This is a genomic window from Actinokineospora fastidiosa (genome assembly GCF_014648415.1).
Taxonomy (GTDB): domain Bacteria; phylum Actinomycetota; class Actinomycetes; order Mycobacteriales; family Pseudonocardiaceae; genus Actinokineospora; species Actinokineospora fastidiosa.
Window position 1 is genome coordinate 1 of record NZ_BMRB01000011.1, and the last position, 20,376, is coordinate 20,376.

Annotated in this window: 19 protein-coding genes, 1 rRNA gene and 1 pseudogene; 20 read left to right on the forward strand and 1 reads right to left on the reverse strand. The window is 73.9% G+C overall.

The window, feature by feature from the left end:
• Window positions 1-111: 111 nt before the first annotated feature.
• The 12 genes from rrf (at window position 112) to IEY98_RS30860 (ending at window position 13,501) form a co-directional block, all read left to right on the forward strand.
• Window positions 112-228 (forward strand): 5S ribosomal RNA (gene rrf / locus IEY98_RS30805).
• A gap of 142 nt (window positions 229-370) precedes the next feature.
• Window positions 371-3,382 carry a hypothetical protein gene (locus IEY98_RS32970; protein ID WP_229787813.1) on the forward strand — a complete coding sequence of 1,004 codons (3,012 nt, stop codon included), beginning with the start codon at window positions 371-373 and terminating at the stop codon, window positions 3,380-3,382.
• Window positions 3,383-3,386: 4 nt separating this feature from the next.
• Window positions 3,387-4,376, forward strand: a complete 990-nt coding sequence (locus IEY98_RS30815; protein ID WP_189214216.1) for an HAD-IIA family hydrolase — start codon at window positions 3,387-3,389, stop codon at window positions 4,374-4,376.
• Between the two features lie 4 nt (window positions 4,377-4,380).
• Window positions 4,381-4,560: a hypothetical protein gene (locus IEY98_RS30820; protein ID WP_189214315.1), complete on the forward strand. Its 180-nt coding sequence runs from the start codon at window positions 4,381-4,383 to the stop codon at window positions 4,558-4,560.
• Between the two features lie 2 nt (window positions 4,561-4,562).
• Complete coding sequence (locus tag IEY98_RS30825; RefSeq protein ID WP_189214217.1) at window positions 4,563-5,360, forward strand: TlyA family RNA methyltransferase; 798 nt, start codon at window positions 4,563-4,565, stop codon at window positions 5,358-5,360.
• Entirely contained in the window at window positions 5,357-6,253 is an 897-nt protein-coding gene (locus IEY98_RS30830) for an NAD kinase (RefSeq protein ID WP_189214218.1), read from the forward strand. The genes IEY98_RS30825 and IEY98_RS30830 overlap by 4 nt, the downstream gene beginning before the upstream one ends.
• Window positions 6,254-6,295: 42 nt before the next feature.
• The gene (gene recN, locus IEY98_RS30835) at window positions 6,296-8,095 is read left to right on the forward strand and encodes a DNA repair protein RecN (RefSeq protein WP_229787781.1); all 1,800 of its coding nucleotides are present in this window, start codon (window positions 6,296-6,298) and stop codon (window positions 8,093-8,095) included.
• Between the two features lie 81 nt (window positions 8,096-8,176).
• Window positions 8,177-9,361 carry a putative cytokinetic ring protein SteA gene (gene steA, locus IEY98_RS30840; RefSeq protein WP_189214219.1) on the forward strand — a complete coding sequence of 395 codons (1,185 nt, stop codon included), beginning with the start codon at window positions 8,177-8,179 and terminating at the stop codon, window positions 9,359-9,361.
• The gene (locus IEY98_RS30845) at window positions 9,358-10,299 is read left to right on the forward strand and encodes a copper transporter (RefSeq protein WP_189214220.1); all 942 of its coding nucleotides are present in this window, start codon (window positions 9,358-9,360) and stop codon (window positions 10,297-10,299) included. The genes steA and IEY98_RS30845 overlap by 4 nt, the downstream gene beginning before the upstream one ends.
• Window positions 10,300-10,421: 122 nt before the next feature.
• Window positions 10,422-11,063, forward strand: coding sequence for a hypothetical protein (locus tag IEY98_RS30850; RefSeq protein ID WP_189214221.1), 642 nt, complete (start codon window positions 10,422-10,424; stop codon window positions 11,061-11,063).
• Between the two features lie 108 nt (window positions 11,064-11,171).
• Complete coding sequence (gene pyrG, locus IEY98_RS30855) at window positions 11,172-12,875, forward strand: CTP synthase (RefSeq protein WP_189214222.1); 1,704 nt, start codon at window positions 11,172-11,174, stop codon at window positions 12,873-12,875.
• The gene (locus tag IEY98_RS30860; RefSeq protein ID WP_229787783.1) at window positions 12,872-13,501 is read left to right on the forward strand and encodes an NUDIX domain-containing protein; all 630 of its coding nucleotides are present in this window, start codon (window positions 12,872-12,874) and stop codon (window positions 13,499-13,501) included. The genes pyrG and IEY98_RS30860 overlap by 4 nt, the downstream gene beginning before the upstream one ends.
• Here the strand turns inward: IEY98_RS30860 and IEY98_RS30865 are convergent.
• Window positions 13,498-13,995: a DUF1707 domain-containing protein gene (locus tag IEY98_RS30865; RefSeq protein WP_189214223.1), complete on the reverse strand. Its 498-nt coding sequence runs from the start codon at window positions 13,993-13,995 to the stop codon at window positions 13,498-13,500. The two genes, IEY98_RS30860 and IEY98_RS30865, sit on opposite strands and share 4 nt — an antisense overlap.
• An 82-nt stretch (window positions 13,996-14,077) precedes the next feature.
• On the opposite strand from IEY98_RS30865, the gene xerD reads away from it, so the two are divergent.
• From xerD to IEY98_RS30905, 8 genes and pseudogenes are all read left to right on the forward strand, one after another.
• On the forward strand, window positions 14,078-14,980 hold the full coding sequence (gene xerD / locus IEY98_RS30870; RefSeq protein WP_189214304.1) for a site-specific tyrosine recombinase XerD: 903 nt from the start codon (window positions 14,078-14,080) through the stop codon (window positions 14,978-14,980).
• Between the two features lie 41 nt (window positions 14,981-15,021).
• Window positions 15,022-15,996, forward strand: coding sequence for a Gfo/Idh/MocA family protein (locus IEY98_RS30875; RefSeq protein WP_189214224.1), 975 nt, complete (start codon window positions 15,022-15,024; stop codon window positions 15,994-15,996).
• A gap of 33 nt (window positions 15,997-16,029) precedes the next feature.
• A complete protein-coding gene (locus IEY98_RS30880) occupies window positions 16,030-16,338 on the forward strand; it encodes an ArsR/SmtB family transcription factor (protein WP_189214225.1) in 309 nt (102 codons plus the stop codon).
• 100 nt (window positions 16,339-16,438) lie between these two features.
• Entirely contained in the window at window positions 16,439-17,380 is a 942-nt protein-coding gene (locus tag IEY98_RS30885; protein ID WP_189214226.1) for a ParA family protein, read from the forward strand.
• Window positions 17,381-17,406: 26 nt separating this feature from the next.
• A pseudogene (locus IEY98_RS30890) lies at window positions 17,407-17,622 on the forward strand (hypothetical protein); the annotation flags it as partial.
• Window positions 17,619-18,440, forward strand: a complete 822-nt coding sequence (locus IEY98_RS30895; RefSeq protein WP_189214228.1) for a segregation and condensation protein A — start codon at window positions 17,619-17,621, stop codon at window positions 18,438-18,440. The pseudogene IEY98_RS30890 and the gene IEY98_RS30895, both read left to right, overlap by 4 nt.
• A 266-nt stretch (window positions 18,441-18,706) precedes the next feature.
• On the forward strand, window positions 18,707-19,624 hold the full coding sequence (gene scpB, locus IEY98_RS30900) for an SMC-Scp complex subunit ScpB (protein WP_373292505.1): 918 nt from the start codon (window positions 18,707-18,709) through the stop codon (window positions 19,622-19,624).
• Window positions 19,614-20,357, forward strand: a complete 744-nt coding sequence (locus IEY98_RS30905) for a pseudouridine synthase (protein ID WP_229787784.1) — start codon at window positions 19,614-19,616, stop codon at window positions 20,355-20,357. Before scpB ends, IEY98_RS30905 begins: the two co-directional genes overlap by 11 nt.
• Window positions 20,358-20,376 lie beyond the last annotated feature (19 nt).

Genomic DNA, 20,376 nt, shown 5'->3' on the forward strand with positions numbered 1-20,376 from the left:
GCCACGAACATGTTACGCATCCACTGTGTGGTGTCTGAGACACCAACCACCCCCCAGCACCCAAGGAGACTCGGTGTGCGGGAGCGACGGGGGTTGTTTGTTTCATAGTGTTTCGGTGGTTTTAGCGGTGGGGAAACGCCCGGTCCCATTCCGAACCCGGAAGCTAAGCCCATCAGCGCCGATGGTACTGCACTCGTGAGGGTGTGGGAGAGTAGGACACCGCCGGACTTCTTTCGAGAAGGGGTTTGTGGGGGGACGCAGTAGCAACTGCGCCCCGCCCACAAGCCCCTTTTCTGTGTCTGTCATGGTTGTCTGTCAACGTTTGACGGGTGGGGTGGGCTGTCCCCGCCCGGGCTAGCAGGAGGATTCGGTGTCGGAGTTCGGGCGTCGCGACGACGGAGGCCGCGACCGCGGCGACCGCCGGTCGGACCAGGGCCGCGGCGACCGCGGCGACCGCAAACCCCGCCGTGACGCGGGTGACGGTCCCCGCCGTCCCCGCTCCGACGACGACCGCCGCGGCGGTGACATCCGCCCTCGTGGCGACACCCCCGACCGCGGCCGCAACCGCGACCGGGACTACGGCCGCCGCGACTTCCGCGACGGCGACCGCGGCTCCCGAGGTGGTGACCGCGACTTCCGCGGCGACCGCCCGTCGGACCGCTCCTTCAACAACTCCCGCGGCGACCGCTCGTACGGCGCCCCCCGCGGTGACCGCCCCCAGGGCGGCTTCCGGGGCGGCGACCGGTCCTTCGGCGGGTCCCGCGACGACCGCTCCTTCGGCCAGCGCGGCGACCGCTCGTTCGGTGGCCAGCGTGGCGAGCGCTCCTACGGCGGGTCCCGCGACGACCGTTCCTTCGGCGGTAGGCGCGATGACCGCTCGTTCGGGGGCAAGCGCGACGACCGGTCCTTCGGCGGCCCGCGCGGGGACCGTTCCTTCGGTGGCCCGCGCGGCGAGCGCTCGTACGGCGGCTCTCGTGACGACCGTTCCGGCGGGCAGCGTGGAGACCGGCCTTACGGCTCCCGCGATGACCGGTCCGGGCAGCGCGGCTCCTTCGGTGGTTCGCGTGACGACCGTTCGTACGGTGGCAAGCGCGACGACCGCTCGTCGGGTGGCGACCGGTCCTTCGGGCGTGGTGAGCGTTCCTTCGGTGGTTCGCGTGACGACCGCTCGTATGGCGGCAAGCGCGACGACCGCTTCGGTGGCGACCGCGGTTCCTACGGCGGATCGCGCGAGGGGCGCGCTGGCGACCGTTCGTTCCGCGATGACCGGGGCGGCCGCCCGTCGGGCGACCGTTCCTACGGCGACCGTGGACGCGGCTACGACAACCGCGGCGAGCGTTCCTACGGCGGCAAGCCCCAGGGCGACCGCCCGGGCGGCTTCCGCGACGACCGCGGCCAGCGCGGCGACCGTCCCTACGGCAAGCGGGACGACCGTGGCGACCGTTCTTACGGCGACCGCGCCCCCCGCTCCTACGGCGACCGCACCGACCGCGCACCCCGTGGCGACCGCCCCTACGGCGACCGGGACAACCGGGGACCGCGTGCCGACCGCCCCTATGGCGACCGCGACGACCGCGGCCCCCGCGGCGACCGCAAGTTCGGAGACCGGGACAACCGGGGACCGGGCGGTGACCGCAAGTTCGGTGACCGGAACGACCGAGGACCGGGCGGGGACCGCAAGTTCGGGAACCGGGACGAGCGCGGTCCTGGTGGCGACCGGAAGTTCGGGAACCGGGACGACCGCGGTTCCGGTGGCGACCGCAAGTTCGGTGATCGGGACGACCGGGGGCCTCGCGGGTCCTACGGGGACCGCTCCGACCGTGGCCCTCGTGGTGACCGGGACGATCGCGGGCCGCGTGCGGACCGGAAGTTCGGGGACCGGGGTCGTGAGGACCGGGGGCAGCGGAGTGACCGTTCCTACGGCAAGCGGGACGACCGCGGGCCGCGTGGGGAGTCGGGCGCGCCGGAGGTGGACCGCGAGGAGCGGGACGTCGCCGTCGGCCCGGTGGGCGACCAGGTCGAGCAGGCCGATGGTCCGCGCGACGAGCAGGTCGACGACCAGCGGCGTGAGCGGGAGCCCGTCGTGCCGGAGGGCGCCGACTACACCGCGCTCGACGTCGAGGTGCGGGCCGGGCTGCGGAGCCTGCCCAAGACGCTCGCCGAGCGGGTCGGCAAGCACCTGGCGGCCGCCGGGCTGCTGATCGACGAGGAGCCCGAGCGGGCCCTCGAGCACGCCCGCTACGCCCGGGCCAGGGCATCGCGCGTCGCCGTGGTGCGAGAGGCCACCGGGCTGACGGCGTACCACGCGGGCGAGTGGGCCGAAGCTCTCGCCGAGCTGCGCGCGGCGCGGCGGATGAGCGGCGGCGACGAGCACATCGCCGTGATGGCCGACTGCGAGCGCGCCCTGGGCCGCCCGGAGCGGGCGCTGGAACTGGCCCGCGAGGCCGGTCCGGACCTGCCCCCGGACGTCGCCGTCGAGCTGCGCATCGTCGTGGCGGGCGCGCGTCGGGACATGGGGCAGCTGGAGGCGGCCGTCGTCGGCCTGCAGGGCCCTGACCTCGACCCCAAGCGCCGCGACCCGTGGAGCGCCCGCCTGTTCTACGCCTACGCGGACAACCTCGCCGCGGCCGACCGCGCCGACGAGGCCATCCGCTGGTTCCTCGCCGCCGCCCAGGCCGACGACGACGGCGAGACCGACGCCGCCGAGCGTGCCTTCGAACTCGGCGCCGACGAGTCCGACGTCGCCGCCGTCCGCTCCGAGACGATCGTCGAGCTCATGGAGGACCCCCAGACCCGCGCCAAGCGCGAGCGCGCCGCCGCCGAGGCCCGAGCCGCCGCTCCCCAGCCCGACGCCACAGCGCCCGAGGCTGAGGACAAGGCGGAGGACGCCGACGAGGACGGCGCCGACAGCCCCGCCGCCGCAGACTCGGCCGACAGCGCCGGTTCCCCGGACGATGACGACTCGGCTGACAGCGCCGACGATGTGGACTCGGCCTACAGCCCGGGCTCCTCGGGCTCGGCGGACAGCGCGGACTCCGTGGACAGTGCCGACAGCGCGGACTCCGGCGACTCCGAGGACAGCGCCGACGAGTCCGAAGAGGACGGCACCGCCGCCGACGAGTCCGACCCCGCCGACGACGCCGCCCGCATCTCCACCGCCGACCCGGTCGACCGGCCCGCCGACGAGGCGGACGGCACCACCGACCAGGCAGCCGACCCCGCCGACCAAGCGGACGGCACCACCGACCCGGCAACCGCCCCCGCTGACAAGGCGGACAGCACCGCCGAGCGGACCGCCGACCCCGCCGACCAAGCGGACGGCGCCGGCCAGTCCGCCGACCCCGCCGACCAGACGGGCGGCGCGCCGGGCAAGGCCGAGTAAGGCGATGACCGGACGGCTGCTCGACACCTGCGACGCCCTGCTGCTCGACCTCGACGGCACGGTCTACCGGGGTGGCCAGGCCATCCCGGGGGTCCCCGCCTCGATCGACGCGGTCAGGGCCGAGGGGGTGGCTGTCCGGTTCGTCACCAACAACGCCTCCCGGGCGCCCCGGGTGGTCGCCGAGCACCTCACCGCCATGGGGATCGACGCCGAGCCGGACGAGATCAGCACCAGCGCGCAGGCCGGTGCGCTCGTCCTGGCCGAGCGGCTCGACCCCGGTCGGGAGGTGCTGATCGTCGGCTCCCCGGCGCTCGCGGACGAGGTGCGCGCCGTCGGGCTCACCCCGACCGATCACGCCGGGCCGGACACGGCGGCCGTCGTCCAGGGGCTCGCCCAGGACATCGCCTACCCGCTCCTCGCCGAGGCGGCCGTCGCGCTGCGGGCCGGGGCGCTCTGGGTCGCGTGCAACGTCGACAAGACCATCCCCACCGAGCGGGGCCTGCTCCCCGGGAACGGCGCGCTGGTCGCGGCGCTGCGCGCGGCCACCGACCTCGAACCCGTCGTCGCGGGCAAGCCCGCAGCGCCCCTGATGGAGGCCGCCGTCAAGGCGGCGGGCGCGCAGTCCCCGCTCGTCGTCGGCGACCGGCTGGACACCGACATCGAGGGGGCTCTCGCCGTCGGCGTGCCCGCGCTGTTCGTCATGACCGGTGTCGACACGCCCGCCTCGCTGCTGGCCGCCGAGCCGCACCGCAGGCCGACGCACATCGCGCGGGACGTCGCGGGCGTGTTCCGCCCCGCAGCCGAGCTCGCCGTCGGGCCTAAGGACACCTGGACCGTGCGCGACGGCCGCGTCAGCGGCGACGGCGACCCGCTGGACCTGCTGCGCGCGCTCTGCGCCGCCGTCTGGTCCGGCGCCACGCGCATCACCGCGGCGGACGACGCCGCCGACCGCGCCATGACGGCGTTGGGCATCACCGGCCGCGAGATCGGATAGTTTGGTGGACGTGCACCCAGACACCCCACGACCCGGGCCGCCGCCGACGCACGACGACGCGATCGACGCCGCGCTCGCGGGACTGACCGGGCTCGACGCGATCCCGGTCGCCGAGCACGTGGACCGGTTCGACGCCGTGCACGTCGCGCTGACGGCGGCGCTGGCCGGCATCGACAAGGTCTGACCGTGCCCAGGAGGGCGCGGCTCGACGCCGAACTCGTCCGCAGGGGGCTGGCCCGCTCCCGCGACCACGCGGGCACGCTGATCGCCGCGGGCCGGGTCACCGTGCGCGGCACCGTCGCCGCCAAGGCCGCCACCGCCGTGGAGGCCGACGCGCCCATCGTCGTGCGCGAGGACACCGCCGACGAGAACTGGGCCTCCCGCGGCGCGCACAAGCTCATCGGCGCGCTCGACGCCTTCGCCGTCCCCGTCGACGGCAAGCGCTGCCTCGACGCCGGGGCGTCGACCGGCGGCTTCACCGACGTGCTGCTGCGCCGGGGCGCGAAGCACGTCGTGGCCGCCGACGTCGGCCGCGGCCTGCTGGTCTGGCGGCTGCAGACCGACGACCGCGTCACCGTGCTGGACCGCACCAACGTGCGCGCGCTGGAGCCAGCGCAGGTGGGCGAGCCGGTGGACCTGGTCGTCGCCGACCTGTCCTTCATCTCCCTCGGCCTGGTGCTGCCCGCGCTGCTGGCCTGCGCGGGGCCCGACGCCGACCTGCTCCCGATGGTCAAGCCGCAGTTCGAGGTCGGCAAGGAACGGCTCGGCTCCGGCGGCGTCGTGCGCGACCCGGAACTGCGCGCCGACGCCGTGCGGGGGGTGCTGGAGCAGGCCGCCCGGCTCGGGCTCCGCGCCCACGGCGTCGTCGCGAGCCCGCTGCCCGGCCCGTCGGGCAACGTCGAGTACTTCGTCTGGCTGCGCCGGGGCGAGCCGGTCGACGCCGAGGAGATGGTCGCGACCGCTGTCCGGGAAGGACCCGCATGAGCGAGGCGCAGGGCAGGGAGATCCTGCTGGTCGTCCACACCGGACGCGAGGAGAACCGGCGCACCGCCGAGAAGGTGGCCGCCCGCTTCGCGGGCGCGGGGGTCCGGCTGCGCGCGCTCGACGACGAGGCCGCCGACCTGGACAACTCCTGCTACGGCAGCGTCGTCCCGTTCGGCGAGGACGCCGCCAAGGGCGTCGAGCTCGTCTTCGTCCTCGGCGGCGACGGCACCCTGCTGCGCGCGGCGGAGGCCGCCCGGCCCGCTGGCGTGCCGGTGCTGGGCGTCAACCTCGGCCGGGTCGGGTTCCTCGCCGAGGCCGAGTCCGCCGCCCTCGACGACGCCGTGGCCCGCGTGGTCGACGGGACGTACCTGGTCGAGGACCGGATGACCGTCGACGTCACCGCCTACCTCGGCGACGAGGTGCTGGCCCGCACGTGGGCGCTCAACGAGGCCAGCCTGGAGAAGTCCAGCCGCGAGCGGATCCTGGACGTGCGCATCGAGGTCGACGGCAGGCCGGTGTCCTCCTTCGGCTGCGACGGCGTGCTGTGCGCGACACCGACCGGCTCCACCGCCTACGCCTACTCCGCGGGCGGCCCGATCGTCTGGCCCGACGTCAACGCCATGCTGGTCGTGCCCAGCAACGCCCACGCCATGTTCTCCCGGCCGATGGTCGTCTCCCAGCGCTCCGTCGTCGCCGTGGAGGTCGACCCGGACGGGCACCCCGCCGTGCTCTGCTGTGACGGCCGCCGCACCTACGAGATCCCGCCCGGCGCCCGCATCGAGGTCGTCGGCGGCGCGCTGCCGCTGCGGCTGGCCCGTCTGCGCGACGATCCGTTCACCGACCGTCTGGTCGACAAGTTCGATCTGCCCGTGCAGGGCTGGCGGGCGAGGTGACGCCATCCCCACGCGTCGGTCGGAACCGCTAGGGTTCGCCGTGTGCTAGCCGAGATGCGCATCCAGGACCTCGGCGTCATCGACGAGGCCACGCTGGACCTGCACCCGGGGTTCACCGTGGTCACCGGTGAGACCGGGGCGGGCAAGACGATGGTCGTCACCGGCCTCCACCTGCTCTCCGGCGGCCGGGCCGAGGCGTCGCGGGTCCGCAGCGGCAAGTCCAAGGCCGTGGTCGAGGGCCGCTTCGAGAACCTGACCGGGAGCCGGGCCGCCGCCCTGGCGACCGAGGCGGGCGCCGAACCCGACGAGGACGGCGCCCTGATCACCATGCGCAGCGTCGCCGCGGACGGCCGCTCCCGCGCGCACGTCGGCGGGCGCTCCGCGCCGGTCGGCCTGCTCTCCGACCTCGCCGAGCACCTGATCGCCGTGCACGGGCAGAACGACCAGCTGCGCCTGCTGCGCTCCGCCGAGCAGCGCGCCGTGCTCGACCGGTACGCGGGCGAGGACATCGCCGACGTGCTCGACGAGTACCGCAGGGTCCGCGAGGAGTGGGTGGCCGTCGCCGCAGAGCTGGTCGACCGCACCGCCCGCGCCCGAGAGCTGGCCCGCGAGGCCGACCTGCTGCGCCTGGGCGTGCAGGAGATCACCGCGGTCGACCCGCAGCCCGGCGAGGACGACGAGCTGGTCGTGCGCGCCCGCAGGCTCGCCGACGCCGAGCAGCTGCGCGAGGCCGCCACCGGCGCCGCCTACGCGGTGTCAGGCTCGCCTGACGGCGACCCCGACGCGCCCGGCGCGCTGGGCCTGCTGGGCGAGGCGCAGCGCAGGCTCGCGGGCAGCGACGACCCCCGGCTGCGCGAGCTGGAGCCGCGGCTGGCCGAGGCCGCCGTGCTGATCGGCGACATCGGCGCCGAGCTGACCTCGTACCTGGAGAGCCTGGACGCCGACCCGGCCGCGCTGGAGCAGGTGCTCGCCCGGCAGGCCGAGCTGAAGGCGCTGACCCGCAAGTACGCCGCCGACATCGACGGCGTGCTCGCCTGGGCCGCCACGGCCGCCGAGCGGCTCGCGGGCCTGGACACCTCCGAGGAGGCGCTGGCCGAGCTCGCCGCCCGCCGCGACGCGCTCGCCACGCGCCTGGCGGGCATCGCCGCCGAGCTGAGCGCGGCGCGCCGGGTCGCGGCCGAGGCGCTGGGCAAGGCCGTCACCGACGAGCTGAGCGGCCTGGCCATGGGGCAGGCGAGCCTGCAGATCACCGTGCGCCCGCGCCCTGCCGACGCGGGCGACCCGCACGGCCTGGACGTCGACGGGCAGCGGCTGCACGCGGGCCCGGACGGCGTCGACGAGGTCGAGCTGCTGCTCGTCGCCCACGACGGCGCCCAGCCGCTGCCCGTGCACAAGGGCGCGTCCGGCGGCGAGCTGTCCCGGGTGATGCTGGCGATCGAGGTCGTCCTCGCGCACTCCGACCCGGTGCCGACGCTGGTCTTCGACGAGGTCGACGCGGGCGTCGGCGGCCGCGCCGCTGTCGAGATCGGCCGCAGGCTGGCCCGGCTGGCCCGCAGCCACCAGGTCATCGTGGTGACGCACCTGGCGCAGGTGGCCGCGTTCGCCGACCGGCACCTCGTCGTCGACAAGAGCGCGGCGGGCGGCGTGACCCGCAGCGATGTGCGCACGCTGGACGAGAGCCAGCGGGTGATCGAGCTCGCCCGCATGCTGGCGGGCATGGAGTCCACCGAGACCGGTCGCGCGCACGCCGAGGAGCTGCTGGCCCTCGCCGACGGCGAGAAGCACGACCTGGCGCTGAGCGGCAGGCCGCGCCCGCAGAAGACCAGGCGCGCCAAGAGCTGATCACCCGTTCGGCGGTGTGCCACTCGTCCGGACACGGCGTGGCACACCGACGAACGGCGGGGTCTTTGTCACCATCGGCGCATGAAGCTGCCCGGAGTGCTCAGCCGATCACACCAGACGCTGCCCGGGGTCACCGGTGTCGCCCGGGTGGACCGGCGCACCGGGGACCTGCTGAAACGCCTGTCGCCGGGGGACATCGCCGTCCTCGACCGCATCGACATCGACCGCCCGACGGCCGACGCCCTGGTCGCCGCCGAGGTGGTCGGCGTGGTCAACGCCGCGCCGTCGATCTCCGGCCGCTTCCCGAACCTCGGGCCCGAGGTGCTGATCGCCGCGGGCATCCCGCTGATCGACAACGTCGGCGCGGAGGCGGTGCGGGCGATCCGCGAGGGCAGCAGGCTGCGGCTGCACGAGGGCACGGTCTACCTCGGCGAGCGCGAGGTCGCCCAGGGCACCAGGCAGAACGCCAACACCGTCGCCGACCAGATGATCGAGGCGAAGGCGGGCATGTCCGCCCAGCTGGAGGCGTTCTCCGCCAACACCATCGAGTTCCTGCGCCGGGAGCGCTCGCTCATCCTCGACGGCGTCGGGGTGCCGGAGCTGGAGACGCCGGTGCGCGGGCGGCAGGTGCTCGTCGTCGCCCCCGGCCATGAGCACGCCGCCGACCTCAAACGGCTCAGGCGCTACATCGCCGAGCACCGGCCCGTCCTGGTCGGCGTCGACTCCGGCGCCGACACCCTGCGCGCGCTCAAGCACCGGCCGGACATCATCGTCGGCGACCCCGACGGCATCAGCACGAGCACGCTGCGCTGCGGGGCCGAGGTCGTCGTCCCGGCGTACGCCGACGGGCACGCCCCGGGGCTGACCCGCATCCAGGACCTCGGCGTCGGCGCGGTCACCTTCCCGTCGTCGGGCAACCCCGAGGACCTGGCCCTGCTGCTGGCCGACGCGCACGAGGCGAGCCTGATCGTCACCGTCGGGTTCCAGGCGACGCTGCGGGAGTTCCTCGACCGCGGCCGGTCGGGGTCCAACCCCTCCACCTTCCTCACCCGGCTGCGGCTCGGCGCCAAGCTCGTCGACGGCAAGGCCGTCGCCACCCTGCACCGCAACCGGGTCTCCGCGGGCGCGGTCCTGCTGCTGGTGATCGCCGCGATGGTCGCGCTCGGCGCGGCGCTGGCGGTCTCCGGCATCGGCGGCGCGCACCTGGACTGGGCGGCCGCGACCGCCGATTCGCTCATCGACTGGGTCAAGGGGCTGTTCTCGTGATCTCGCTGCGCTACCACGTCGTCTCGACCGCCGCGGTGTTCCTGGCGCTGGCCGTCGGGGTGGTGCTGGGCTCCACCACGCTGAGCCGCACGCTGCTGTCCGGCCTGTCCGAGGAGAACAGCGACCTCGGCACCGAGGTCGCCCGGCTGGAGGCCGATCGGGTCGCCATGGACGGCAGGCTCGCCGACGCCGACGCCTTCGTCGCCACGATCGGCCCGATGGCCGTGCGCGGCGCGCTGGCCAAGCGGACCGTCGTGCTCATCAGCACCCCGGACGCGCGCCCGGAGGACCGCGACGCCGTCACCGAGCTGGTCAAGGCGGCGGGCGGCATCGTCACCGGCGAGGTCACGGTGAGCGACGCGTTCGCCGATCACTCCCGCTCCGCTGAGCTCAAGCAGATCGCCACCCGGCTGCTGCCCGCGGGCATGCAGCTGCCCACCGCCACCGACCCCGGCACGCTGGCGGGCGGCCTGCTCGGCCCGGTCCTGCTGATCTCCAAGGAGGACAACAAGCCGCAGGCGACCCCGGAGGAGAGCGCGGCGGCGCTGGCCGGGCTGGCCGACGGCGGCTTCCTCAAGACCACACCGGACCTCAAGCCCGCCCAGCTGGCCGTGGTCCTGACCGGCGGGGCCAACACCGGCGACGCAGCAGGCGACCGGGCCGCGATCATCGCCCGCTTCGCGACCCAGGTGGACCGCTCGGGCGCGGGCGCGGTGCTCGCGGGCGCCACGGGCTCCGCGGACGGCACGGGCGCCGTCGGGGCCGTCCGGGTCGACACGGCGGCCACCTCGGTGTTGTCCACGGTGGACAACGTCGACACGCCCGCAGGCCGGGTCGTCACCGTGCTGGCGCTGGTCGAGCAGCTCGACGGCCAGTCCGGCCGCTACGGCACGGCGGGCACCGCGCAGGGGGTCGCGCCGGGCGCGCCGCAGGAGTGACGACCGCCGACACGGATGGCTGAATCGGGTCCTCGAAAGTGTGCCCGGGCGTGTGGACCCGTCGGTAGCGCCGCCCGCGCGTCAATCATCGAGCAGTCCACGCTCCGACCAAGGGATTCGCCATGCTCAAGAGAATCGGCGCCTGCACGGTCATCGCCATCGCGGCGACGGCGGCGCCCGCCCTCGCCGCCAACCCGGCGGGTGTCGCCGACACGGGTTCGGCCGCCTTCGGCAACGACGACATCCAGGTGTCCATCGCGCCCATCGCGCCGTGCTCGGTGGACGGCCAGACGACCGCCGACGCAGGCATGCGGGCCGCCTACGGGGTGAAGTTCACCAGCGGCACGTCCTCGTGCACCAGGACCGTCCTCGACGCCGACACCAGCACCACCGAGACCCTCGCCACCGCGGAGGGGACCGGCTTCGAGCTCTCGGCGCTGGTCCCGGCGGGCGGGCCGCGCATCCGCATCGACAAGTGGCGCGTCGCCTGCACCGGCACGCAGGTCGGCACGAACGTCACCTGGTCCTACGAGGGGATGTCCGGGCTGAGCGCGCTGCCGGACCCGGTGCCGAAGAACTACGTCCGCGAGATCCGCAAGGTCGACGAGACGCTGCTGGCCACGGCCACGTTCAACGCCGTGACCTACTCATCGCCCAACGACGGCAGCATCGCGATGTCCATGCTGCGGATCCGGTTCGAGCCCGGCTCCGGGATGACCGGAGAGGTCCTGCTCGGCAACACGGCGTGTTCGCCGACGCCGTGACGTAACGGGTCGTGCTGCGACGCGGCGACCAGGTGTTAGGGTGGACTTCCGTGGAACTGCGGCTGGCAAACCCGCCGCGGATGGACGCCGGACACCACGGGAGCCTCGTTGCAGCACGCTCGGACGACCAAGCACGTCTTCGTCACCGGAGGCGTCGCCTCCTCTCTGGGCAAAGGGCTCACCGCGTCCAGCCTCGGCCAGCTGCTCACCGCACGCGGCCTGCGGGTGACGATGCAGAAGCTCGACCCCTACCTCAACGTCGACCCCGGCACGATGAACCCGTTCCAGCACGGTGAGGTCTTCGTGACCGACGACGGGGCCGAGACCGACCTCGACATCGGCCACTACGAGCGGTTCCTCGACCGCAGCCTGGCGGGCAACGCCAACGTCACCACCGGGCAGGTCTACTCCGCGGTGATCGCCAAGGAGCGCCGCGGCGAGTACCTGGGCGACACCGTCCAGGTCATCCCGCACATCACCGACGAGATCAAGTCGCGCATCCTGGCGATGGCCGACCCCGACGACGCCGGCCGCACGCCCGACGTGGTCATCACCGAGGTCGGCGGCACGGTCGGCGACATCGAGTCGCTGCCGTTCCTGGAGGCCTGCCGCCAGGTCCGCCACGACGTCGGCCGGGACAACGTGTTCTTCCTGCACGTCTCCCTCGTGCCCTACCTCGCGCCCTCCGGCGAGCTGAAGACCAAGCCGACCCAGCACTCGGTGGCCGCGCTGCGCAACATCGGCATCCAGCCCGACGCGATCGTCTGCCGCGCCGACCGGGAGATCCCGGACGGGCTCAAGCGCAAGATCGCGCTCATGTGCGACGTCGACACCGACGCGGTCGTGGCCGCCCCCGACGCGCCGTCCATCTACGACATCCCCCGCGTGCTGCACCGCGAGGGCCTCGACGCCTACGTGGTGCGCAGGCTCGGCCTGCCCTTCCGCGACGTCGACTGGGCGGTGTGGGGCGACCTGCTCGACCGCGTCCACAAGCCCAAGGAGACCGTGCGGGTAGCGCTGGTCGGCAAGTACGTCGACCTGCCGGACGCCTACCTGTCGGTGACCGAGGCGCTGCGCGCGGGCGGCTTCGCCCACCGCGCGAAGGTCGAGATCAGCTGGGTGCCCTCCGACGACTGCCAGACCCCGGCTGGCGCGGCCGCCGCGCTGTCCGGTGTGGACGGCGTGCTGATCCCGGGCGGGTTCGGCGTGCGCGGCATCGAGGGCAAGATCGGGGCGATCACCTACGCCCGGACCAACGGCATCCCGCTGCTCGGGCTGTGCCTGGGCATGCAGTGCATGGTCATCGAGGCAGCGCGGTCGCTGGCGGGCATCGCCGACGCCGACTCCACCGAGTTCGACGACACCACCGGGAACCCGGTCATCTCCACGATGGCCGACCAGGAGGACGTCGTCGCGGGCGAGCGCGACATGGGCGGCACCATGCGCCTGGGCTCGTACCCGGCCGTGCTCGCCCCCGGCTCCGTCGTCGCCGAGGTCTACGGCGCCCGCGAGGTCACCGAGCGGCACCGGCACCGCTACGAGGTCAACAACGCCTACCGCGACCGGCTCACCAAGGCGGGCATGGTGTTCTCCGGCACGTCGCCGGACGGCCGCCTGGTCGAGTTCGCCGAGCTGCCGCGCAAGACGCACCCGTTCTTCGTCGGCACCCAGGCCCACCCGGAGCTCAAGAGCCGCCCGACCCGCCCGCACCCGCTGTTCGCCGGGTTCATCAAGGCCGCCGTCGACCACCTGCGCGCCCAGCGCCTGCCGGTCGAGATGGACGAGCCGGTCGCGGAGACGGTGAACGCGTGAGCGCGGCGTCGGACGAGCGGCACGTGTTCGAGGTCGTGTCCACTCGCGACGTGCACGTCGGGCGGATCCTCGCCCTGCGCGTCGACGAGGTGCGCATGCCCGACGGCAGCGTGCACAGCCGCGAGGTCGTCGAGCACCTGGGCGCCGTCGCGGTCGCCGCGGTGGACGACGACGGCCAGGTCGTGCTGATCCACCAGTACCGGCACCCGCTGGGCAAGCGGCTGTGGGAGCTGCCCGCCGGGCTGATCGACCGGGCCGACGAGGACCCGCTGGCCACGGCCAAGCGCGAGCTGGTCGAGGAGGCCGGGGTCACCGCGGCGAACTGGTCGGTCCTGGTCGACGTCGCGCCCTCGCCCGGTTTCACCGACGAGGTGCTGCGCGTCTACCTGGCCACCGGGCTCAGCGACACCGCCCGCCAGCACATGGGCGAGGAGGAGGCGGACCTGGAGGTCCACCGGGTCCCGCTGGCCGAGGCCGTGCGGATGACGATGGCGGGCGAGGTGGTCAACGCCGCGGCCGTCTCCGGCATCCTCGCCGCGCACGCCGCGCTCTCCGGGGCCGTGCGGGCCAGGCCCGCCGACGCGCCGTGGCTCGACCGGCCGACGGCGTTCACCGACCGGCACTAGTCCTGCAGCCTGCGGCCCTCGGCGTCGGTCGACTCGGTGACGAGCAGGATGATGCCGTCGATCATCGACCAGATGCCGAGGCCGCCGCAGGTCAGCAGCTGGGCGATGGCGATGCCGTGGTGGCCGGTGTAGAACCGGCCGACGCCGAACGGCAGGCAGATCTGCAGCAGGCCCGCGACCAGCTTGGACTTCGGCGAGCGGTTCGGGTCGTACGCGGCGGGGGCGGGGTAGGTGTGCGGCGGGTACGCGGGCATCGGCCGCGGCGGGGGAGCGGCCCACAGCGGCGGGGCCATGAACGCCGGGTAGGGCGGCGGCAGGTCGGCGAAGAGCCCGCGCAGGTCGCCGCGCGTCACCGCGGTGGTGACCGCGTCGAGGCGCTGCTCGTATTCGCCCATCTGCAGCCTGCCCGCGGCGAAGTGCTCGCCGAGCAGGCGCATGGCGTCCTCGCGCTCGGCGGTGCCGATCCGCAGCGCGTCTCCCCCTGGCTCGTTCATCGTCCCCACGACTACTAGACGAACGGCGGGGTGCTGACGTTCCGTTACCCTCGCCCGGGTGGCGTCCACCCGTGTCGAGCACGTGATCCACGGCTACCTCGACCACTTGGCGGTCGAGCGCGGAACCGCGGCCAACACCCTCGACGGATACACCCGCGACCTGCGGCGCTACCGCGACCACCTGAGCGGGCACGGGGTCGACGATCTCGCCGACGTCACCGAGCGGCACGTGTCGGCGTTCCTGGCCGCGCTGCGGGAGGGGACCGAGGAGCATCCGCCGCTGGCCGCGTCCTCGGCAGCGCGGGCGCTCGTCGCCGTCCGGGGCCTGCACCGGTTCGCGGTGCTCGACGGGCTGGTGCCGCACGACCCGGCGCGCGAGGTGAAGCCGCCGACCCCGCCGCGGCGGCTGCCCAAGGCGCTGCCGGTCGACGACGTGCTGCGCCTGCTCGACACCCCCGCCCCCGACGGGCCCGGCGGGCTGCGCGACCGCGCGCTGCTGGAACTGCTGTACTCCACCGGCGCGCGGATCTCCGAGGCCGTCGGGCTCGACCTCGACGACATCGACGCCACCGACCGCGCGGTCCGGCTGGACGGCAAGGGCGGCAAGCAGCGGATCGTGCCGATCGGCCGCCCCGCACTGGCCGCGCTCGACGCCTACCTGGTGCGCGCCCGGCCCGCGCTGGCCTCGGGCGGGCGCGGCTCGCCCGCGGTGTTCCTGAACGTGCGCGGGGGACGGCTGTCCCGGCAGAGCGCGTGGACCGCGCTCAAGACCGCGGCGGACGCGGCGGGGATCAGCGCGTCGGTCTCCCCGCACACGCTGCGGCACTCGTTCGCCACCCACCTGCTGGAAGGCGGCGCGGACGTGCGGGTCGTCCAGGAACTGCTCGGGCACGCGTCGGTGACGACCACGCAGATCTACACGCTGGTGACCGTCACGACATTGCAGGAGGTATATGTCAGCGCTCACCCGCGCGCGCTGGGGTAGCCTTCTGAATCGTGCCCACCTCTGTGCCTTCCGACCGTCCAGTGCGATGGGGAATCCTCGGCGCCGGGTTGATCGCCGGTGCCGTCGGCGCCGACATCGCCGCGTCGCCGTCCAGCGAAGTGGCCGCCGTCGGGGCCCGCGACCTCGACCGCGCGCGCAAGCTCGCCGACCGCCTGGGCGCGCCCCGGGCCTACGGCTCCTACGCCGAACTCGTCGCCGACCCGGACCTCGACGTCGTCTACGTCGCCACGACCCACGCCCACCACCACGAGCACGCGCTCCTGGCCATCGAGGCCGGGAAGAACGTGCTGGTGGAGAAGGCGTTCACGCTCACCGCCATGCAGGCGCAGGAGGTCGTCGCCGCGGCGGCCGCGCGGGACGTGTTCTGCATGGAGGCCATGTGGATGCGGATGAACCCGCTGGTGCGGCGCGCGCTGGAGATGGCGCGGGGCGGGTCCATCGGCCGCGTGCTCAGCGTGACGGCCGACCACGGCCAGCGGTTCGCCTACGACCCCAAGCACCGGCTGTTCGACCTCGACGCGGGCGGCGGCGCCCTGCTCGACCTCGGCGTCTACCCGGCGACGTTCGCCTGGATGTTCCTGGGCGCGCCGACCGGGGTGGCCACGACCGGTCACCTCTCGCCGACGGGCTCGGACGCGACGCTGGCCATGCAGTGGTCCTACGACGACGACCGCCACGCGCACGTCGCCTGCACCACCGAGGCCCAGACGCCCTGCCAGGCCACCGTGATCGGCACCGAGGGCTGGCTGCGCGTCGGGACCCCGCTCTACCGGCCGTGCGAGCTGACCGTGCACACCCGGGGCGGCGGCACCGAGGTGCTCACCGAGCCGCTGCCCGGCAACGGCTACGGCCCGCAGGTGGCCGAGGTGGAGCGCTGCCTGCGCGCCGGTCTCGCCGAGAGCCCGCTCGTCCCGCTGTCCGAGACCGTGGCCATCATGGGCCTGATGGACCGCGCCCGCGCTGACCTGGGGGTGCGTTACCCGGCTGATGGCTGACACGGCCCCGGTCGCGGTCTACGCTGTCCGGCCATGAGCGGAGTCGACGAGCCGCGCGAGCTGAGCCTGCCCGCCGTGCTGGCCGCGCTCAGCGACCCGACCCGGCTGGCCGTCGTGGCCCAGCTGATGGCCGCGCGGGAGATGCCGTGCGGGGCGCTGACCGTGTCCGTGGCCAAGTCGACCCTCTCGCAGCACCTGCGGGTGCTGCGTGAGGCCGGGATCACCCACACCCGTCCGGACGGCACGCAGCGGATGCTGTCGGTGCGCAGGGACGACCTCGACCGGGCGTTTCCCGGTCTCCTCGACGCCGTCGTCGGCGCGCTGGCCGGGGTGAATCGGTAACCGCCGATCGTTTGCGCACGGCGAGCCGCGTTGGTGGGTCCACCGCGCGCACTTACGCTGCGGTGGAGACCGATCGCAGGCGACAAGGAGCTAGATCGCCATGTCGACACTTCCGCCTCCGGGCGTGCGGCACGGCGGCACGGTGGAGCTGTCCATCGCGCCCCGCGCCGCGTCCGACGCCGACGACGACCTGCTCGACGACGTCTCGTCCACCGGAACCGGGCCCACCGGCAGGCCGCGGCGGCACATCCCCGAGCCGCCGCTGCTCGACCGGCACGGCCCAGCCCGGGTCCTGGCCGTGTGCAACCAGAAGGGCGGGGTCGGCAAGACGACGTCGACGATCAACCTCGGCGCGGCGCTGACGGAGTTCGGCAGGCGGGTGCTGCTCGTCGACTTCGATCCGCAGGGAGCGCTGTCGGTCGGTCTCGGCATCCCGGCCCACCAGCTCGACCGCACCATCTACAACGCGCTCATGGGGCAGGGCGTCGAACTGCGCGACGTCGTCGTGGGCACGTGCGTGGAGAACATGGACCTGCTGCCGAGCAACATCGACCTGTCGGCGGCCGAGGTGCAGCTGGTGTCGGAGGTGGGGCGCGAGCACGCGCTGCTGCGCACGCTGCGGCCGATCGTCGCCGACTACGACTTCGTGCTGGTGGACTGCCAGCCGTCGCTCGGCCTGCTGACGGTGAACGCGCTGGCCGCCGCCGACGGCGTGCTCATCCCGCTGGAGTGCGAGTTCTTCAGCCTGCGCGGGGTCGCGCTGCTGATCGACACCATCGACAAGGTGCGCGAACGGCTCAACCCCAAGCTGGACATCACCGGGATTCTCGCCACCATGTTCGACCCGCGTACGCTGCACTCCCGCGAAGTGATGGCGCGAGTTGTGGAGGCGTTCGGCGAGACCGTGTTCGACACCGTCATCAACCGCACCGTGCGGTTCCCCGAGACCACCGTGGCAGGCGAGCCGATCACCACCTGGGCCCCGCGTTCCGCGGGCGCCCGCGCGTACCGCCAGCTGGCGCGTGAGGTGATAGCCCGGTGACCGACCGCCGCCCCGGCGCAACGCCCCGGCAGAAGCACGACGCCAAGATCACCGTGTACGTCTCCGACGAGGAGTTATTGGCCCTGGAGCACGCCCGCCTCGCCCTGCGCGCCCACCACGGCGTCGCGGTGGACCGCGGCCGCGTGGTGCGCGAGGCGGTGGCCGTCGTGCTGGCCGACCTGGCCGACAACGGCGCGGACTCGGTGCTGGTCCGGCGGCTGCGCCAGGACAGCGGGCCGTGACCGCCGTGTCCGACCCGCCCGCCGATGGCCGGTTCACCGTCCGGCTGGCGAACTTCGAGGGGCCGTTCGACCTGCTGTTGCAGTTGATCTCCCAGCACCAGCTCGACGTCACCGAGGTGGCGCTGCACCGGGTGACCGACGACTTCATCGCCCACATCCGGGCGCTCGGCGCGGACTGGGACCTCGACGAGACCACGGAGTTCCTGGTCATCGCCGCGACCCTGCTCGACCTCAAGGCCGCCCGCCTGCTGCCCGCGGGCGACGTGGAGGACGAGGAGGACCTGGCCCTGCTGGAGGCCAAGGACCTGCTGTTCGCCCGCCTGCTGCAGTACCGGGCATACAAGCAGGTGGCGGCCCTGTTCGGCGAGCTGGAGGCGGGCGCCCTGCGGCGCTACCCGCGGTCGGTGGCGCTGGAGGACCGGTTCCAGGAGCTGCTGCCCGAGGTCATGCTGGGCGTGGACCCGGCCAGGTTCGCCGAGATCGCCGCCGCCGTGTTCCGCCCGAAGCCGCCGCCGACGGTGTCGATCGACCACCTGCACATGGGGAAGGTGTCGGTCAGGGAGACCGCCGCCCTGCTGCGCGTCCGCCTCGCCGAACACGGCACGCTGACCTTCGCCCAGCTGACCGAGGACTGCGAGCACACCATGGAGGTGGTGGCCCGGTTCCTGGCGCTGCTGGAGCTGTACCGGGAGGCGACGGTCCTGTTCACCCAGGAGGACCCGCTGGGCGAGCTGCGGGTGGAGTGGACCGGTGGGTCGCTTGAGGAGGCCAAGGCGGCCGCGGCGATGGTGACGGACGAGGAAGAGGAGTACGGGTGACCGAGGACAACGTGCCCGCCACGGACACCGCCCCGGTCGACCCCGCCCCCGGGACGGAAGGGACGGGACCGCAGACCACCGGCCGAACCGCCCGAGAGGTGGCTGGCCGCGAACAGCCCCCTGCTGACAATGCGGACACCACCGAGCGACACGCCGAGGCGGAGCCGCCCGATGCGGACTCATCCGAGCCCGAGCCCGAGCCCGAGCCAGCGTCCCAGCCGAAGCCAGCGTCCGAGCCGGAGCCTGAGCTGGCGGCCGAGTCTGAGCTGGCGCCCGAGCCGAAGCCGGCGCCCGAGCCGGAGCCCGAGTCGGCGGCCGAGCCGGAGCCGGAGGCCGAGTCCGAGCCAGCGGCAGAACCCGAGCTGGCGGCCGAGGCTGAGCCGAAGCCCGAGCAGGTGGCCGAGCTGGAGCCCGCGCCCGCGCCGGAGGCCGAAAGGCCGGACGTTGCCGTCGAGCAGGCTGCGGACGAACCGGCGATCGCCGAGGGCGATGCGGTGGCGGGAGCCGAGGCCGGGTCATGGGGGTCTGGGCAGGGGGCAGCCGGGACGGAGGCGTCCGCTGGCGGTCCGGACGAGACCGGCGCCCTCCCTCCCGAAGCACCCGCCGATGACCTCGTCCCGGTCGGCGACGAGCCCCCGCTGGCGGACGACGACGTCTTCGACGCCGCGCTCGAGGCCGTGTTGCTGGTCGTCGACGCGCCCATCGACGATGGCGCCCTGGCCGGGGCGCTCGACCAGCCCGTCAAGCGGGTGCGGGAAGGGCTGCGCCGTCTCGCCGACGGGTACACCGCGCGGCGGGCTGGGATCGACCTGCGGCGGTCCGGGGAGGGGTGGCGGTTCTACACCCGCGACGTCTACGCGCCCTACGTCGAGAAGCTGCTGCTCGACGGCCAGCGGACCAAGCTCACCAGGGCCGCTTTGGAGACGTTGGCCGTCATCGCCTACCGTCAGCCGGTGACGCGCTCGCGGGTGGCCGCGGTGCGCGGGGTGAACGTCGACGGCGTGATGCGGACGCTGGTGGTGCGCGGGCTGGTCGAGGAGACCGGCACCGACCCGGAGACCGGCGGCCACCTGTACCGCACGACCGAGTTGTTCCTGGAGCGGTTGGGGCTGTCCTCCCTTGCGGACCTGCCCCCGATCGCCCCGTTGTTGCCAGAAGTGGATGCGATCGACGATGTCGTCTAACCCGTCAGCCGAGGGGATCCGGCTGCAGAAAGTGCTGTCCCAGGCAGGGGTGGCCTCGCGCCGCGCCGCCGAGGACCTGATCGATCAGGGGCGGGTGAGCGTCGACGGCGAGGTCGTGCGCGAGCAGGGCCGCAGGGTCGACCCGTTGACGGCGGTGATCCACGTCGACGGGGTCAGGGTGAACGTGCGCGACGACCGCGTCTACCTCGCCCTGAACAAGCCGCGCGGCGTGCACTCCACCATGGAGGACGACCAGGGCAGGCCCTGCGTCGGCGACTACCTCCGGGGGCGCACCGAGCGGCTGTTCCACGTCGGACGCCTCGACGCCGACACCGAGGGCCTGCTGCTGCTGACCAACGACGGCGAGCTGGCCCACCGCCTCATGCACCCCTCCTACGAGGTGAGGAAGACCTACCTCGCCGAGGTGCCCGCCCCGGTCGGCCGCGACGTCGGGCGGACCCTGCGCCAGGGGATCATGCTGGAGGACGGCCCGGTCAAGGTCGACTCCTTCAAGCTGGTCGACAACTACGGCCACCGCGCGCTCGTCGAGGTCGTCATCCACGAGGGCCGCAAGCACATCGTCCGCAGGATGCTGGCCGAGGTGGGCTACCCGGTGCAGAGCCTGGTGCGCACCCGCATCGCCGACGTCGCGCTCGGCAACCAGCGGCCCGGATCGATCCGCGCGCTCAACCGCGCCGAGGTCGGCTCCCTCTACGGCGCGGTCGGGCTCTGAGGGTGCTGCGCCCCATCAC